Source organism: Colwellia sp. F1 (genome assembly GCF_056238625.1).
The window spans coordinates 116,025-134,571 of record NZ_JBWDLI010000011.1 but is presented as its reverse complement, the minus strand read 5'-3'; the positions used below and the strand labels follow the sequence as shown (position 1 = coordinate 134,571).

The 18,547-nt window shown below is 41.2% G+C and carries 11 protein-coding genes; 2 read left to right on the top strand and 9 right to left on the bottom strand.

Features of this window, described 5'->3' with window-relative positions; all coding sequences use genetic code 11:
* Positions 1–25 precede the first annotated feature (25 nt).
* Positions 26–523, top strand: coding sequence for a hypothetical protein (locus AC0UA9_RS12070; protein WP_475660347.1), 498 nt, complete (start codon positions 26–28; stop codon positions 521–523).
* 50 nt (positions 524–573) lie between these two features.
* On the opposite strand, the gene AC0UA9_RS12065 is transcribed toward AC0UA9_RS12070, so the two are convergent.
* From AC0UA9_RS12065 to AC0UA9_RS12030, 8 genes are all read right to left on the bottom strand, one after another.
* Complete coding sequence (locus AC0UA9_RS12065; protein WP_475660346.1) at positions 574–3,144, bottom strand: glycoside hydrolase family 3 protein; 2,571 nt, start codon at positions 3,142–3,144, stop codon at positions 574–576.
* Between the two features lie 48 nt (positions 3,145–3,192).
* Complete coding sequence (locus AC0UA9_RS12060; protein WP_475660370.1) at positions 3,193–4,443, bottom strand: sugar MFS transporter; 1,251 nt, start codon at positions 4,441–4,443, stop codon at positions 3,193–3,195.
* Positions 4,444–4,533: 90 nt separating this feature from the next.
* A complete protein-coding gene (locus tag AC0UA9_RS12055; protein WP_475660345.1) occupies positions 4,534–7,515 on the bottom strand; it encodes a TonB-dependent receptor in 2,982 nt (993 codons plus the stop codon).
* A gap of 127 nt (positions 7,516–7,642) precedes the next feature.
* Entirely contained in the window at positions 7,643–10,315 is a 2,673-nt protein-coding gene (locus AC0UA9_RS12050) for a family 16 glycosylhydrolase (RefSeq protein WP_475660344.1), read from the bottom strand.
* Between the two features lie 251 nt (positions 10,316–10,566).
* Entirely contained in the window at positions 10,567–11,421 is an 855-nt protein-coding gene (locus AC0UA9_RS12045; RefSeq protein ID WP_475660343.1) for a LytR/AlgR family response regulator transcription factor, read from the bottom strand.
* Positions 11,414–12,529 (bottom strand): sensor histidine kinase, encoded by a 1,116-nt coding sequence (locus AC0UA9_RS12040; RefSeq protein WP_475660342.1) that lies wholly within the window; start codon positions 12,527–12,529, stop codon positions 11,414–11,416. The genes AC0UA9_RS12045 and AC0UA9_RS12040 overlap by 8 nt, the downstream gene beginning before the upstream one ends.
* Positions 12,530–12,672: 143 nt before the next feature.
* Positions 12,673–13,131 carry a Crp/Fnr family transcriptional regulator gene (locus AC0UA9_RS12035; RefSeq protein ID WP_475660341.1) on the bottom strand — a complete coding sequence of 153 codons (459 nt, stop codon included), beginning with the start codon at positions 13,129–13,131 and terminating at the stop codon, positions 12,673–12,675.
* Positions 13,131–14,534: an MFS transporter gene (locus AC0UA9_RS12030; protein ID WP_475660340.1), complete on the bottom strand. Its 1,404-nt coding sequence runs from the start codon at positions 14,532–14,534 to the stop codon at positions 13,131–13,133. The genes AC0UA9_RS12035 and AC0UA9_RS12030 overlap by 1 nt, the downstream gene beginning before the upstream one ends.
* A gap of 214 nt (positions 14,535–14,748) precedes the next feature.
* Between AC0UA9_RS12030 and uvrA the strand changes: the two genes are divergently transcribed.
* Entirely contained in the window at positions 14,749–17,583 is a 2,835-nt protein-coding gene (gene uvrA / locus AC0UA9_RS12025; RefSeq protein WP_475660339.1) for an excinuclease ABC subunit UvrA, read from the top strand.
* A 151-nt stretch (positions 17,584–17,734) separates the two neighbouring features.
* Here the strand turns inward: uvrA and AC0UA9_RS12020 are convergent, their stop codons facing one another.
* Complete coding sequence (locus tag AC0UA9_RS12020) at positions 17,735–18,502, bottom strand: lysostaphin resistance A-like protein (RefSeq protein ID WP_475660338.1); 768 nt, start codon at positions 18,500–18,502, stop codon at positions 17,735–17,737.
* Positions 18,503–18,547 lie beyond the last annotated feature (45 nt).

The window sequence follows — 18,547 nt, the reverse complement described above, 5'->3', positions numbered from 1 at the left end:
AACTTAAGTAAGTACCCACACAGTAATGAGCCACAAAACTATTAACAAAAAATTATTACTCGCTTTTATTACTGCTCAACTAAAACGTGAATTAAGTCAGGCTATTAGTGCAGCCAATGAAGCGCATGCTGCCGCGGTAGACGACCAAAGTGTTGCAGAAACGCAGTACGACACCCTAGCCATTGAAGCAAGTTATTTAGCAGAGGGGCAATCTAGGCGAGTTAAAGAATTACAAACAGCGCTGCAAGCCTACCAAGGTTTGCAACTGGTTATTTTTAATGAAAAAACGCCAATAGGGTTAACAGCGTTAGTGCAACTGGAAAAAGATATTAACAAGCTGCATTGGTTTTTTATTGGCCCTGCTGCAGGTGGTTTCCGTTGTGAATTGTCGGGACAGCATATTACTGTGGTTACGCCACAATCACCTATGGGTTTAGCATTACTTAATAACTATCAAGATGATGAAGTTGCGATTAAACTTGGCGACAAGCAAGTTATTGACTTTATTGCTTTAGTGCAATAGCAGCGTAAGAAAACCACATCCTTGTGGTGCTCGTTAATGAGTGAGTTTTGTTACTGACACTGAATATCAGCCGTGTTTGCTGCCCCTGCTTTAAAGTATATATCGCTAACAGATAAGGTTAACGCACTTTTAGCTGAGAGTGAAAATGGTGTACTCAATTGTTCAAATGCTAAGCCTTGTTTTGCAAAGCATTGTAAATCCACAGTCAATTCATGCCACTGCTTTTTCGGCATTTGTGATAATTGCTTTGAAATATCAACACTGGCCATACAAGTTTTTTCTCCTTGCTCTGATTGTTCACACGCCATTGATACCAGTACAGGCGCGGTAATATTGCTGTCTCTTTTTACCATAAACGATAAGGCCGCGTTGTTTTGTAAATCAGCTGTAAGGTTAACACTTAAGCCCTCTACAGCTTTGAAGGCAACGCCTGCTTGTGAGCTACCATCTAACTGTATTTGAAAGGCATCTTCTTGTACTTCTTTATCAACTGTGCGATACGAAATTCCTGACAAAGCTAAGCTACTAGACTGAATTTTTTCACTGGCTTTTTCAGATGTTAATCGCATTTCCCATGGCTTCATTACCGTGCCGGAAAAAACTTTCGTCGTCTGTGAAGCTGTATTTAGCAGCGTAAATTCTTCTGATAAATTATCCGACAAGGTACTTGGCTCACCATATTTCAAACCAAAGCCATAAGGTAATAAAGGTTTATAGTCAGCATCAAAGCGGTTAACAATTTGTGTTGGCGAGTTAGGCCAAGAAAAAGAAAGTTTACCACTAAAGTCATACTGGATACGCTCATTAACATCTTTTAATAGCACATCAGCAACGGCTTTTCCTTCAGACCCTGGCAACCAAGCAGCAACAAACGCATCACTGGCATTCAACTCTGCATTCATCCACAAAGGCCTACCGCTAATGAAAACTGAAACAACCGGAATACCTTGTGCTTTGAGCCGCTTCAATAAGGCTAGATCTGATTTATGGCTTGCTTGATAAGCTAAGTTTTCTATATCACCTTGCCCTTCAGCGTAAGGTTCTTCACCAAAAACAACCACTGCCACATCAGGTTTTTGCGTAAACTTGCCTTGTTCATTCAATGTTATTTGACCACCCGCCGCTTTTACTTGTGCAGCTAAACCGTCATAAATTGAACTCCCCCCTGGAAAGTCACTATTTTGGTTATTCGTTCCTTGCCACGTAATTGTCCAACCGCCTGACTGCTTACCAATATTATTCGCAGCGTCACCAGCTACTAAAATATTCATTTTAGGCGACAAAGGTAATAATCCTGCATTGTTTTTCAATAACACTAATGACTCTCGTACCGCTTGTCGTGCTACCTCTCTATGCTCTTCGCTACCAATAAGTTCTGTTTTACCTGAAAATTGACGTTTAGCTGGGCTTGGCTTGTCAAATAAGCCAGCCCTTAATTTTACTCTTAATATGCGACTTACGGCATCATCAATACGCGATTGCGCAATTTCACCACTTTTTACTTGTGCGATAGTATTTTCATAGAGTGGCTTCCAAGCATCTGTTGGCACCATAAAAATATCTAAACCTGCATTAACGGATTGGGGACAACTTTCATTTGAGCATCCTTTAACTTGCCCATGGCCATTCCAGTCACCTACCACAAAGCCGTCAAAACCCATTTTCTCTTTGAGTGCTTCGGTAAGCAAATAACGATTACCGTGATTTTTCTTACCGTGCCAGCTGTTAAATGATGCCATCACCGACTGAGAGCCAGCCGCTAAGCCGCTGACGTACCCTTGGGCGTGCAGGTCAAAAAGCACTTGTTCGCTATCAATATTGTTGCCTTGGTCATCTCCATTAATTGTACCGCCATCGCCTATAAAGTGCTTAACCGTACTGATCACTCGGTTGTCAGCTAAAAACCCTTCGCCAGCTTTACCTTGTAACCCATGTACTATTGCAGCAGCATAGTCTTTTACTATTTCAGGGTCTTCAGAGTACCCTTCATAGGTTCTGCCCCAGCGATCATCCCTAACGGTGGCAACTGTGGGCGCAAAAACCCAGTCAATCCCCGTTACCATGACTTCTGTAGCCGTTGCTTGGGCAATTTTCTCGATAAGTGCTGGGTTATTGGCAGCACCTAGCCCAATGTTATGTGGAAATAGGGTCGCGCCAATGACATTATTGTGTCCATGTACCGCATCTGTCCCCCACATAGTTGGAATAGTACTACCGTCAAGTGAATCATCGACTGAAGCTTGATACATTTGCTCAGCTAAATTAATCCAGTCTTGTGGTGTCGCATGCTTATTATTGCCCGGAAAAGCGCCACCACCATTGAGGTAGGAACCAAAACCATATTTACGCATATCTTCAGGGGTAATATCACGAATTTCAGGCTGGATCATTTGAGCAACTTTTTGCTCTAATGTCATGGTAGATAAAATTTCTACTATTTTCGCTTCCAGTTTTGCATCGGGTTTTACGTCAAAGTCAAGCTTAGGCCATACGGTTGATGTTGACGCTGTTGTTGATTTTGTTAACGTTTTTTCAGTTTCTATCGTTGACTGACTACACCCTAAAATAGTGATAGGAACAAGCATTAATAATGCTTTGGATGTCAATAGTGATTTTTTCATTTTAACTCTCTTAGTTTTCTTGTCTTAATACATTTATTAATTACGGGGTTAACTGGCTACTTTAATTCTGCTACCTTTGACACCATAAAAAACTATGTATACATAACAAAATACGGGCAAAATAAAGGATATCTGCAGTGCTAAACTATCGGCTAATACGCCTTGCAAAAGTGGAATAATTGCCCCCCCTACAATAGCCAAACAAAGAATGCCCGCACCTTGGCTGGTATGCTTTCCAAGGCCACTGATTGCCAAGCTAAAAATGGTAGGGAACATAATAGAGTTACATAACCCCACTAATAAAATGGCCCACATAGCGATAGCGCCTGAGCTAACAATGGCCGTTGCTACCAATAGCACTGCCACTAAAGCACTAACCCCCAAGACTTTACCGGCATCAAACTTTTGCATAACGGCTGCACCAATAAAACGACCAAACATTGCACCGCCCCAATAATAGGTAAGGTATTTAGCCGCCTCTGTTTCTGGCAACCCCGCAATATCTGCTTCACCTAAAAAGTTAACCAAGAAGCTACCAATAGACACTTCTGCGCCAACATAAACAAAAATGCCAACGGCGCCTAATACCAAATGACGATATTGCCATGCAGAGCCTTCTAGTTTTTCATTATCAAGTGCTTCGGCACTGGCAATATGCGGCAGTTTTAAATAAGAAAATATTGCCGCGAGTATCAACAACATTGCGGTTAAAATTAAATAAGGGACTTTCACGCTATCAGCAGACGCTGAGTCAGACATGGCATTGGTCGCTTCATTCAGAATAAGTAATGCACCTAAATAGGGGGCAATAGTTGTTCCTAGTGAGTTAAAGGCCTGGGTCATATTTAATCGTGACGAAGCTGATTTTTGCGGCCCTAATAAGGTGACATAAGGGTTAGCAGAAACTTGCAATACGGTAATACCACTGGCTAAAACAAAAAGCGCTAACAAGAAAAAATTATAACTGTGTAACGCTGCAGCAGGGTAAAAAAGCAAACAGCCCAGTGCTGCGGTAACTAACCCAATAACAATGCCTTTTTGATACCCTAATTTTTTAACTATTCGGCCGGCAGGTAAAGACACTAAAAAATACGCGCCAAAGAAACAAAACTGCACCAGCATGGATTGTGTATAAGTTAAATTAAATATCGCTTTTAAGTGCGGTATTAAAATATCGTTAAGACAAGTAATAAAGCCCCACATAAAAAACAATGAGGTCAATGAAAACAACGCAAAACTATCCGTTTTATTTACCCCTGTATCTACTACAGGGTTGGGGCTTTCGGGTGAAATAGACATACCTGCCATAAGATGTATTCCTCGTTATTTGAACTAAAGCATTAAACAGTGGCGCTTAGTAACTCACTAAGCGCCCCCTTTTAAAAGTGACTAATTAAAGCTATAACGAACGCCTAATGAATAACGCGGGCCATATTGTCGAGCGAATAAAAACTGCTCTTCATAACGGCCAAAGCCTTGTTCTGTTTCGTTGTTAAGGTTAAGCCCCTCAAAGAATACAGTCAGCTCTTCAGTCACATCATAATTAATGCTCATATCCAGTTGACCAAATTCTTTAGCAAATTGTGGAGGGTTATCCGATGAGCCTTGATCTTGCCCTACGCCTAGTAGGAACTCATCACGCCATGCGTAAGTGAATTTCACTGACAAGCCTTCTTTTTCATAAAAAGCTTGTAGGTTTGCTGAATCACTTAACCCAGTTAATGGCGTTTGCTGTGCTAAATTATCAACATCAAATTTAACATCACCATCAACCAAGGTTGCGTTAGCACCAACACCAAAACCCGTTTCGCCAAACACATGTTGCAGCGCTATTTCAAAGCCATCCACTGTTTTGCTGTCAGGGGCATTAAAAGGCCGTGTAATATCCCAAGTCATTAACGGATCAGCCGCCGTAGGCTCTAGGTAACCTTGCTCATTTAATGCTGAACCATTGGCTTGAATTTGCGCAAAAATAGCATCGTTAGTGGCTTGCTCTCCTCGTCCTTGAATATCGGCTACCGCTTGCTGCCAACGAGGTCCTTGATAAATATCATTAAACCCTTCAATGGTAGTGGTAACTATTTCACTCCCAATAAAGTTTTTGACATCTTTTCTAAAGTAGCCGACTGAGGCATAGCTACTTTCACCATAGTAATATTCAAAACTTACATCAAAATTGGTTGATTCATAAGGCTGTAGGTTGGTATTACCTTCACCGCCATTTCGTGAACCAATTTTAGGGCTGCCTGACAACGATCGCCCGCCTGCCAAATGTCCTAATGGCGCTCTAGCAATCGTTTTACCCCAAGAGACCCGTCCAACTAACTCATCGCTCAGGTCAACTTTTACGTCGATCATCGGCAGGAATACATCATGTTTTCCCGTTAGTTTAAGGAAATTATTTTCGCCTGCTAAGTGTTGCGTGTGCCATTCACTACCGCCTTTCCACCATACCGCTGTTGGCACAGGTTGCAGCACGTTGCTGGTAACATCCGTTTCTTCATAGCGTACACCAAGGTTGACTTGTACTGGGAAATTCATCACATCAAACTCCAATGCGCCCTGCAGATAAACACTGGTCGTGTCTTCTTCTACTGAGCCAGATGATCTTGTGCCCATGTCGTGATAAGCCGTGGTGGCAAAATAGTCATCGCCGCCTAAAACGTCATTGGTTAAAAATGCTTCAGAGCGCGCTACTAATTCATCAAAATCAAAGGTGTAGTAGTAGTGGGGGTTTAAATCACTACCGCCTCCTTGAAAAGCATCTAAAAACCCGCTGGTATCATGACGTGTAAACATGCCGTCGGGTAACATGGCGCTATAATTGGGGTTAAACAAAAAGCCACCAATTAAGCCACTCCAAGCACTAGCACCACTCATGGTTTGTTTAATATGAGAAAAGCCAAATTTAATATCGATAAGTGGAATATCAAAAACAACATTATCCCAAATACCATCAAACATTATTTGTTCAACTTCTGATTTGCCCGGTGAGTGAACAAACTGACTAAAGTGAGAATCAATTTCGCTAGTTGCCAATTCATTGGTGCCATTGTTCCACAAAATAGTGGCATGAGGGACTTCACCAGTTCTATAGTCATATATTTTGGTGTTTAATTGGTCAGAACCCAACACCAAGGAACCTGCGCTATCCATCCCTTTATCTTTACCATTGTCTGCTTTATTAGTAGAGTTATGGTAATCAAGCGTGAAATAGAGACTGTCACTGGCAATCCATTCAATATTAAAGCCAATAGACTCCGCTTCAACTTCAGTGGTGTCGCGATTTGCGGTAAATGAACCATCATTACCGCTAATATCTGCATAAATAACGGTACCATTTTCATCTATTTCATAGCTGTTAATGTTGCCACCGTAATCATTCCACATTCCCCAACCAATACCGTTAGTGCCGGTGGTTGCTTTTGACGCTGTGTAGTCAAGCGTTAAAATTAGTTCGTCCATTGGGGCATATTGAAATACCGCGTAACCATTGGTTCTTTCGCGTTGAACATTTGAGATGCCATAGTTCATGTCACGAGGAAAAAAATGGTCTCCTATACGATTGCCTTCATCGTCTAATGGTCGAGGGTCGATAACATTGGCTTCATCAAGGTTTGTGGGCAAGTCAACATTCGCCTGCCATCCCTGAATATTAGCGCTTTGCTGTTGAAAATCACGGCGTTGGTGATTAATAGCAAATGAAAAGCCGACACTGTCATCAGCAAATGTATTTGAATACAAAGCTGACAACTCTGGTGTAATATCATTACCTTCCACATTAGAGCTGTCATGAATCGCTTTTGCCGACACTGACATTTTTTCACCTGGGCTCGTTAATGGCTTACTGGTAACAATATTAACCGTTGCACCTAAACCACCTGTTGGCTTATCTGCCCGTGCTGTTTTATATACTTCAAGTGCCGATACACCGTCTGACGCTAGGTTTTCGAAGCTAAACGAGCGACTGTTGCCTGTGCCTGGCATTTGTCTGCCATTTAAGGTAACTAGGTTAAAGTCTGGCCCAAAACCCCGTACTGTAATTTGGCTACCTTCACCATTACTGCGGCTTACCGATACGCCCGTTATACGCTGCAACGATTCAGCTAAGTTACTGTCTGGGAATTTACCCATTTCTTCTGATGAAATAGCGTCTACCACGCCTGACATATCCCTTTTTAAGTTCATGGCGCGGGTTAAGCTTCCTCTGATCCCTTGCACTACGATTACTTCAACGTCTGCTGCTTTGTCTGTTAAGGCGCTTTCCGCTAACGCGGCTTCTTCCGCTACTGCTTGAGTATTTAAACCAACAGTAAGCGCCGCTGATATATAAATGGCTAAGCGTTTTTTAGAAAATGTTAAATGTTTCATGTTTACCCTACTTTTTAAAATTGGTTCTAAAAATGAATGCTTAAAAATTGCGGTATCTGTTGAATAGTTTTTACCGCTCAACATTTTTAATGCGTTATTTTTAATTCACTATTTATAGTTAACGACGTTATTGTGCTGTTATCACCACATTATCAATACGATAAACAGCGCCTTCACCCATTCCCCAAGCAGGGAAGAACATTAAGACATCAATGGCGCTAATGTCTAAACCTTGATCAAATAGGCTTTGTAATGAAAAAGTATAGGTTTGCCATTGGTCAAGTACCGGTGCTACGCCTTCTTGACTGTCGGTTAAATTTAACTCGACAGCAGTACTGGCATCGCCCGACTCTATTTTGAATATCCAAGGTGCACTTGCTTCATTTGGCATAGTAGTTACTTTCATTTCGAATTGCACAATGCCCGTAGCAAGAAGGCTTGATGCGTCAAGGTAGACATCATCATCGGCTAAAATTCCCATAACCGTTGGTGTTGCGCCAATAACAAATTCAGCAACCATGCCGTGCGAGGTATCATCATTTTCTAGTGTCGGTGTGCTACCGCCACAACAATCCCATATACTCCACTGCGTTTTGGCTTGCTCTGCAAATAAAATGTGGCCATTGGCAGGGCCTGTTACGCTAGGGTCATAAATTTTGACGTTATCTACACGGTAAATAGCGCCATCACCAGCCCCCCACGCAGGGAAGACCATTAAAACGTCAATCGCGCTAACATCTAAGCCGGCATTGGCTAAGTCAGAGAGTTTGTAAGTATAGGTTTGCCATTGCCCCGCCACAGGTGACACGCCTTCAACACTTTCTTCAAGCCCAAGCGCTACGTCTGAGGTATTATTATCTGCTTCAACTTTGAAGGTCCAAGGCGCATCTGCTGTATTTGGCATCGTCACTATTTTAAGATCAAACGCAATTACACCATTAGCAAGAATGCTAGTTGCATCAAAAGGTGTAGGTTGTACCTCAGGGGCGATATTCGCTTCTCTTGAAATAAAACCCATTACCGTTGGCTCAGCGCCAATCATAAATTGCGCAACAGCACCGTGGTCTTCATCGTCTTGCTCAATCGTTGGCAATGAACCACCACAACAATCCCACATTGGCCAGCTTGTATTTTCTTCGTCGGCAAAAATAACCAGTTCAGGTGCGCTACCAATATCACCTGCAATAGTGACGTTGGCGATTAAATATTCTGCACCTTCCCCTGTACCCCATGCTGGGAATACCATCACAACATCAATTGCACTTAAATCTAAGCCTTTCTCTTGCAGAAGTGCTAATGGAAATGTGTACGTTTGCCACTCACCTGTCACAGGTGCGACTCCTTCCATGCTTTCATTAAGGTTCACGTCGCCAGTATTTGGCCCCCCTTCTCCCGCCTCTAATTTAAGTATCCATGCGCTAGCAGCAGGAGGCGCAGTAACAACTTTCATGTCAAAGGATAAAGTACCGTTTAAATCCACTAACGGTGATGCATCAAATGGGGCTGATTGACCAGTAAAGTCGTCAGGAAAGTGACCGGCTCGCGTACTAAAACCTAAAACAGTGCCATTATTATCAGCAATTGTTAATTCAACGACTTCATCTTTGTCTGCGTCGTTAATAATTGCTGGTGAAGTACCGCCGCAGCAATCCCATGCAACCCAGCTGCCATCTAACGTACCATCAAAGATGGTTAAGTTTTTAGCAACCCCTGTGCTTGGCAATTGGGGCACAGGCGCTTTTCCTTCAATTAATGCGTCATCTAAACTGTCGTATCCGCCGCGCACTGTTTCACAGCCTTTACCTGTGTCTGGGTTTTGATTACATTGATAGACACGAACATAATCAATTTCAAAGGTTTGGCCATTTTCAAAAGCACTGGCATCAACGCCTAAGTTGTTAACATTTTCAGGCCAATTTCCCCCAACGGCAAAGTTTAAAATCATAAAAAAGTTTTGATCAAATGGTGCTGCGCCCCAATGTGTGGTTAACTCACCGGTAATAACATCATAATACTCTGCAAACCACCCTTTATGGGCAAGCCCTACAGGCTCTTGTTTGCTGTTATAGCGCACCGTTGATTGACGCTGAGTTGCATAAAGATAGTCATCTACATACCAACGAATTTCACCTTCTTGCCATTCTACAGCGTAGGTATGGAAATCATCGGCTGGGTTAATACCATCGGGGAAAGTATATGCGCCGCCCGAATAAGCGTTATTTGGCCATTCTTGACCATAGTGCAGCGTACCATGCACTTTGTTTTCAACTAACCCGTCGGCATCTGTGGTTTTTAAGTTCACCGCTTCAAGAATGTCGATTTCACCTGATTTTGGCCAGCCACCGTAAACGGCATCGGTTGGCATCATCCAAAATGCCGGCCAACTACCTTGACCACTTGGTAACTTGGCTTTAACCTCAAAACGTCCATAGGTAAAGTCTGCTTTATTTTTTGTCACAATTCGTGCAGAAGTATAAGGTTTCTCTGCACCTTCTGCGGCGGGTAAAGCCACAATTTTTAATGTTCCGTCACTGACAAATGCGTTGTCTTCGCTGTCGGTATAACATTGTCGTTCTTGATTGCCTCCCCCATCACAATTAATTTCATGGCTCCACTTATTGTTGTCTATGGTGGTGCCGTCAAACTCATCGCTCCAGACTAATTGCCAATCACTGACCGGAAGTTGCGGGTCAACTTTGCTTGAGTCTGTGTTTGTTGCAACGTCTCCCCCACACCCTGCTAATGAAACCGCAGAAGCTAACACACACATTTGTGTTATTTTTTTTGTAATTTTTTTCATAGTTTGAATCCCAATGACCTAACTAGCATCGTTATAGTGCTTTATTAATTTTTTAATTTTTATTTCATAAAAATAAAGTAAACGATAGTTTAATAGTTATACGTTAGATACTTATGGTACGTATAAGCTACTCCCTATATCATCTTGTGCTAATGGTTACAGGGTTACAATTGAAATGCGGTATGAAGAGAACTAAATGCGGTATGGATACTTATTAGGCAAGTGATGCGACCAAACGAAACAAAAACAGGTTAACAGGTGCTCCCTATTTTTGACGCGATTAATTCTTGAATGGTTGAACTGTAATTTCGGCTTACCTTCAGTTGAATATCCCCCCCAAGCTGAAGAATACTTTCACTGTTACGTAAGGCTCGAATACTTTTTATGCAGTTTATGTTAACTAAGGTCGATTTGTGAATGCGTTTAAAGATACGGCCATCAAGCTGGCCCTCAAGCTTTTTCATGGTAATGCGTACTATGTGTGTTTCATCATTAGTGTGAACACACATATAATCACCTGCCGCATCAATCCAGCGTATTGTATTCACAGGCACAAACACTTTTTCATGGTCACTGTTTTTAATAATTAACTCTTGGCGAAATGAGGTAGGCAAAGGTGCATCTGAGGCGAGCCACTCTTCTAGTTCGGAAATGGCGACACCTGAGGTTTCACCAAGGGCTTGTAACAATTTAAACTTTTCTTTGTTTTGATGGTGCGTGCCAAGGTTATGCTTTGCTAATAGTCGTTCAACGGTTTTTTTTAATCGCCCTAAGTTGGCTGGCTTTAAAACATAGTCAATAGCGTCTAATTCAAATGCATCAAGCGCATATTCTCCATAAGCACTAACAAAGACAATCATAGGGAGAATATCAGCCTGTAATGCTTGCACTACCTCAATGCCGTTTAAACCAGGTAATTGTAGATCTAAAAATAAAACATCGGGGCAAAGTTCATGGCATAAAGCTATGGCTTGATCGCCGTCTGCTGCTTGGCCAATTACCGATATTTCAGGAATGTTTTCCAGACGTAACCGCAAGCCTTCCAGTGCTAGTGGTTCATCATCAACAATGATAGCTGTTAATATTGTCGTGTTTTCTTCACTCATAATAACCTCCAAAAGGCATAGATATCGCAACCGTAGTGCCTTGTTGTGCATTGTTTGTAATACTTAGATCATAGTCACCATTAAACATGGCTTTTAAACGGGCTTTAGTGTTTGTCATACCAATGCCAAAACCATTGCTTACTTTATTTTTTTGGCCATGACCATTATCAGCCACTTTAATCAGTAACCTATTTTCTTGTTTTTCAGCTGTGATAGTAACATGGCCGCCTTCTTTTCTTGGCTCAATGGCATACTTTATCGCATTTTCAACTAATGGTTGCAATAACATACTCGGTAACTGGCAATGGCGCACGTTATCCATTATGTGGATATTAACTTCTAAGCGGTCGCCAAACCTAACCTCTTCAATAGAAAGATAAAGTTCTAGTAGTTCTAGTTCTTTTTGCAGTGTGGTTTTGCTATTAGCATTTTGATCCAAAGTATACCGGAAGAACTCGCATAACTTGTCTAACATTTCATTGGCTTTATCATTTTCATGCTTATAAATAAGCGTTGAAATGGCGTTCATGGTATTAAACATAAAATGTGGGTTTAATTGATACCGTAGCATTTGTAATTGCGCATCTTTTGCCAAAGTTTGAGCTCTAAGCAAGTTTTCATGCTCTTTTTGTAGTTTTGTATTGTAGAGCATGATAAAAAATATTGAGGTCCAGGCAAACATTGTGGTTAAAGAGAACATTAACCAGCCACCAAATTCCAACATATTCCACGCTTCATTCCATTGCTGATGATGAACAACAACCTTAAACGAGCTAATTTTAATAATATTATAAATTAAACCAAGTAAGGCTGAAGAAAGGAAACTTAAGGTAAGTAGCTTTTTTAAAGGCAGGTGCACAATACGGCGAATAAGTACCCATTGCAGATACGATAAACAAAAGCCACTGAACGTTTCAATCGCAAGGTTAAGCAGTTGCCCACTAAGATTGAAATTTGGCGCATTCACTTGTGGCCTAACAATAGCTAAAAATACCAGTAGCGCATAAGCAAACCAACCGCCAATTTGCAGTGTCCAAAACTGTTCATTTTGTTTTGAAAATGCTTGTGGCTCTATTTCAAATGGACTTTCAATTCTATCGTCATTCATATTATTTATACCGTTTTATAGTAGCTCAACGTTTTTTAACGTTTATACCCACCAATAAATGTATAACAAGTCATCCGATAAAAGTCATTTTTGCGACAAGGCGGTTATATAATACTTTAAAGTGCACGCTAGGTAAGTGCTGTTTAGGAAAGCTGGTTAATTTGCTCGGTTAAATAAACTATTCTACTAGCCATACCTTCAATAATAGCGTCTTTGCACTTATCTTTAAGCTTGTTGGGTAAATCCCGCAGGGCATCTTGGTCAATACACAAGATAATTGCGTCATTTACCGCTTTGGCTGAAGCACTTTTACGGCTTTTATTAATAAAGCTACTTTCACCGATAAACTCGCCCACATTTACATAGCCAACAACCTTATCATCTGTATTACTTTTAGTGATGGCAACCTGGCCTGATAATACTATATAAAAGTGCCGGTTAAGGTCGTCCTCATGTTGAACATAGTTATCTTTATAGCATTTATAACAAGCTGACGAGTTTAACAGTAAATCTCGTTCACTGAGTGTAAGCCTTTTAAAAAAGCCAATACGAGCAACTATTTCTAACAGTTTTAAGCGTGAGATGTTTTTTAACGGTAACATTAATTACCCTCTTGATTTAACAAGGCTTTTACTGCCGTTAAGTCGATAACTTTTTCGTCTACTTTTAAATAAGCCACCGCGTAACCATTCTCTTTATCACCGTTTTTCACTTCATCTTGAACCAAGGTTGCTTCAATGATACCTGCCATCTTGATCAGTCGTTCAGATACTTCCTCTACCTTTGCTTGCGTGCTAATGTTGGTGTTAAAGCTATAACTTTTAGATTTTTTAAGTTGTTGCATACCAAAACTTAACACTAACCATAGCAGGCTTACTAACGCCATCACTAAAAAGATAGTTTGTTCACCATAAATGCTGGCAACAAAACCGCCAACAATCCCCCCCGCAAACGCACCTAAAAATTGACTACTAGAATAAATACCCATCGCACTACCTTTGACACCTGCCGGTGCCAAGCGCGATAAAATAGAAGGCATAGTCGCTTCTAAATAATTAAATGCGGTAAAAAATAGCACCACAGATAAAACTAAACTCCAAAACCCTACAGGTAATAACCAAAGTAATACTAATGCTAACGTTAACAAAGCAACTGCCGCACTGAACATAGGTTTTTCTTGCTGCTTTTTCATGGCAAAAATCATAAAGGGCACCATTAAAAAGAACGAGCCAAGTAAGGTGGGTAAGTATAATTGCCAATGGTTTTCTAACGCTAAACCACTAGCAACAAATTGTTTAGGTAGGGTAACAAAACAGGCGGTAAGTGACATATGTAAAATGAATACGCCCCAATTTAAACGTGACAATTGCGGATTCTTAATTAACTTGGCTATTTGTTTAGGTAGGGCAACATTATCACCACGTGGGGCTTTACTGACTGAGTATGGCACCATAAATTGAATTAATAGCATTGCTAACACAGTTAAAAAACCCGTAAACCAAAACAAACCACTTAAACCAAAGGCATCAGCTACTACAGGCCCTAAAATCATGGCAACCGTAAACGATAAGCCAATAAACATACCAATGGTCGCCATCACTTTAGGCCGTTGCTCTTCTCGGCTTAAATCAGCGGCTAGGGCTAAAATAGCGCTGGCAATAGCCCCCATTCCTTGTATCGCTCGGCCTATCACTACCCCATAAATAGTAGTGGAAATCGCCGCCACTATGCTGCCGATTAAAAAAATCACTAAGCCTGCTAAAATGACTGGTTTACGGCCATATTTATCAGACAAAATACCCATAGGAATTTGTAATAACGCTTGCGTTAAACCGTAAGCACCAATAGCAATACCTAGCCACAGTGGGCTATAGCCCGCTAATTGTTCACCATAGATGGCAAACACGGGTAAAATCATAAATAAGCCTAGCATGCGCACACCAAAAACACTGGCGAGGGAAAACGCAGCTCTTTTCTCAATACGGTTTAAACCTGAAACACTCATGAAATTTTACCTAATGAAAATCAAGGAAGAATTTAAAACTGGGGTAGTTTAGCACGCTATTCTTGGCAAAAAAAACCAGAATGTCACCATGCATTAAATAACCGCTTGTGCTTAGAAATAAATGCGTTTAATAACTGAACATCATTTTTCTTTATGCGGCGCTTTATGTCATAATACTTGGCTGTTGTTTTGCCAATAAATTGATAGATAAAAAATGAAAAGTATTGACGTTAGAGGCGCACGTACCCATAACCTGAAAAACATTAATTTAACCATCCCACGTGACAAATTAGTGGTCATTACTGGGCTTTCAGGCTCAGGAAAGTCTTCTCTGGCTTTCGACACTTTATACGCTGAGGGACAGCGCCGTTATGTTGAGTCTTTATCGGCCTATGCACGCCAGTTTTTATCCTTAATGGAAAAGCCTGATGTTGATCACATTGAAGGCTTATCACCTGCTATTTCTATTGAGCAAAAGTCAACCTCGCACAATCCTAGGTCAACAGTTGGCACCATCACTGAAATTTATGACTACTTGCGGTTATTATATGCGCGTGTTGGTGAGCCTCGCTGCCCAACACACAAACAGCCACTGGCCGCGCAAACTGTTTCGCAAATGGTAGACACAGTATTAGCACTTGAAGAGGGCACTAAAGTGATGCTACTTGCCCCTGTTTTACAAGACCGAAAAGGTGAGCATGTTAAATTACTGGATAACCTAGCCGCCCAAGGGTTTATTCGCGCACGTATTGACGGCGAAGTCTGTGATTTATCCGATCCACCGCCATTAGCGCTACAAAAGAAACACACCATTGAAGTTGTAGTAGATCGCTTAAAAGTACGGCCCGATATTCAATTACGCTTGTCTGAATCATTTGAAACGACACTCGCCTTAACTGCTGGCACGGCAAAAATAGCCTTTATGGATGAGCCAAATAAGGAAGAGTTACTGTTTTCCGCCAACTTTGCCTGCCCACACTGTGGTTATAGCATGCAAGAGTTAGAGCCTCGACTATTCTCGTTTAACAACCCCGCAGGTGCGTGTCAAACCTGCGATGGTTTGGGCATAGAGCAATTTTTTGATAGCAACCGGATTATAGAAAACGACGAGTTGAGCCTTGCGGGTGGTGCAATACGTGGTTGGGACAAGCGCAATTTTTATTATTTTCAAATGCTACAAGCACTTGCTGACCATTATCAGTTTTCTATCGACAAGCCCTTTAAAGAGCTCAACGATGAAGCTCGCAAAGCAGTACTTTATGGCAGCGGCAAACAAGACATTGAATTTAAATACATGAACGACCGCGGCGATGTTGTGCTACGCAAACATCCATTTGAAGGTATTGTGAACAATATGCAACGCCGCTATAAAGAAACAGAATCAAATGCGGTACGCGATGAATTATCTAAATATTTAAATAGCCAACATTGCCCTGACTGTCATGGCAGTCGGTTACGCTTGGAAGCGCGTAATGTTTTTATTGCTGACACGCCCTTAACAGAAGTGGCTGAGCTCGCGATTGCTGATGCACTGGCCTTCTTTGAAGGTTTATCGTTAACAGGGCAAAAAGCACAAGTTGCTGAAAAGATTTTAAAAGAAATTAATGAGCGCTTAGGCTTTTTGGTGAATGTTGGGCTAAATTATTTAAATTTATCTCGCGGTGCCAACACCCTGTCAGGTGGTGAAGCGCAACGTATTCGGTTAGCGAGCCAAATTGGTGCTGGTTTAGTGGGAGTAATGTATGTGCTTGATGAACCCTCTATTGGCTTACACCAACGCGATAATGAACGGTTATTAAAGACCTTAATTCACTTACGTGATCTAGGTAATACTGTCATCGTTGTTGAGCATGACGAAGATGCGATTCGTGCGGCTGATTTTGTCATTGATATTGGCCCAGGCGCTGGTGTGCATGGTGGTGAAATTATTGCCCAAGGCACGCTAGACGATATTTTACACTGCAAAGACTCACTTACTGGCAAATATCTGTCTGGAGTCGAGCGCATTGAAATACCTAAAAAACGCTACCCATTTAATAAGAAAAATGTGGTTACCTTAAAAGGCGCGAGCGGCAACAATTTAAAAAATGTTGATTTAGTGATTCCTAATGGCTTAATGACCTGCGTTACCGGCGTTTCTGGCTCAGGAAAATCAACCTTAATTAATGATACATTATACAAACTTGCGCACCTTGAGCTTAATGGCGCGACACTTGATGAGCCCTCACCGTATCACTCTATTACCGGTTTGGATCACCTTGATAAAGTAATTGAAATTGACCAAAGCCCAATAGGTAGAACACCTCGTTCAAACCCAGCAACCTACACAGGTATATTTACCGCCATTCGTGATATTTTTGCCGCAACACAAGAGGCGCGCTCACGGGGGTATAAGCCCGGGCGTTTCAGCTTTAATGTTAAAGGTGGTCGTTGTGAGGCTTGCCAAGGTGACGGTTTAATTAAAGTAGAAATGCACTTTTTACCGGATGTTTACGTGCCTTGTGATGTTTGTAAAAGCAAACGTTACAACCGTGAAACATTAGAAGTGGTATACAAGGGCAAAAACATTCATCAAGTATTAGACATGACAATTGAAGACGCCTTTGAATTTTTCCATGCTATTCCGGCAGTAAAACGTAAGCTGCAAACACTTCTTGATGTTGGCTTAGGTTATATCAAGCTTGGGCAATCAGCCATAACACTTTCAGGGGGTGAAGCACAGCGGGTTAAGTTGTCTAAAGAATTATCAAAACGCGATACTGGCAAAACCCTGTATATATTAGATGAACCCACCACAGGGCTACATTTTCATGACATTAAACAGTTGCTGCACGTTATTCATCGCTTACGTGATGCTGGCAATACTATAGTCGTGATAGAGCACAACCTTGATGTAATAAAAACAGCCGACTGGATTATTGATTTAGGCCCCGAAGGCGGAAATGGTGGGGGTGAAATACTGGTAACAGGCACACCTGAGCAAGTTGCCCAACATGAAACGTCATATACCGCGCGTTTCTTGAAACCTTTATTGGCTCAAGCAGATTAAGCGTTTTAGAAAAGGTTAGCAAGTTCGAGCTATAGCAAACAGGGGATATTAAATCCCCTGTTTGCTATAGCTTTTTAACACCCTAAAAAATAAGTATTTCCAGTGTTAACTATAAATAAAACTATGTGAATATAAACGGTATCAATAAAATTTATATCAGGAAAAAAAGACTTAACATCCCAAGGCTATTAAAAATGATATGCATGACGATAGGGTAGCTAATATTACCTGTTGTATGGCGCGCAAAAGCTAATAATAAGCCTAGGAAAAATATGATAACAAAAGTAATAATATTGTCATATTGTGTATGAATTAACGTAAAAGCAAGGGTACTTAATGCGAGTGCGCCTATATCACCTAATTTGGTTTGCGCTATTTTACTGTACAACCAGCCCCGAAAAACGAGTTCTTCCATAATAGGAATAACCACACAAATAGTCGCAACCAGTAATATCACAAGCATTGAACTCGTACTTTCCGCTTTTACATCTAACATGAACTGCTCTACCGGTAGGTTAAACAACTCACCTAAAATTGCAGAACCTACCCAAAAAGTAAGTGCCACAATGGACCAAGTCAACAATGCTTTAGCTGTCGCCGATTTTACTGCCCAAAATGTAAAACGTTCACGCCAGTTACGCGCAAATGTAGCGGCATTTAATAACGGAATAGTTAAAATAGGTGCGATAAGAGACATCATTAACAAGGTTGATACTGAGGTAAATTTAGCATCCATAGCCTCCACACTCACTCCCTGTACGCCTAGGATAACCCCGAAGCCCATATAAAGTAATATTTGTGGTACAAAAATGATGATGACTAACCAAAGCGCTATTTTAATAAAGCTTGATTTGGGCACTGAAACTTCCGCTAGCTGTTGTTCCAGTTGGCTTTTTTCAATTGTTGTGTCTGTTGTCATGTAAATACTTCCTTTTAAGTTTATTTATTCCTTCTATTCATTAAT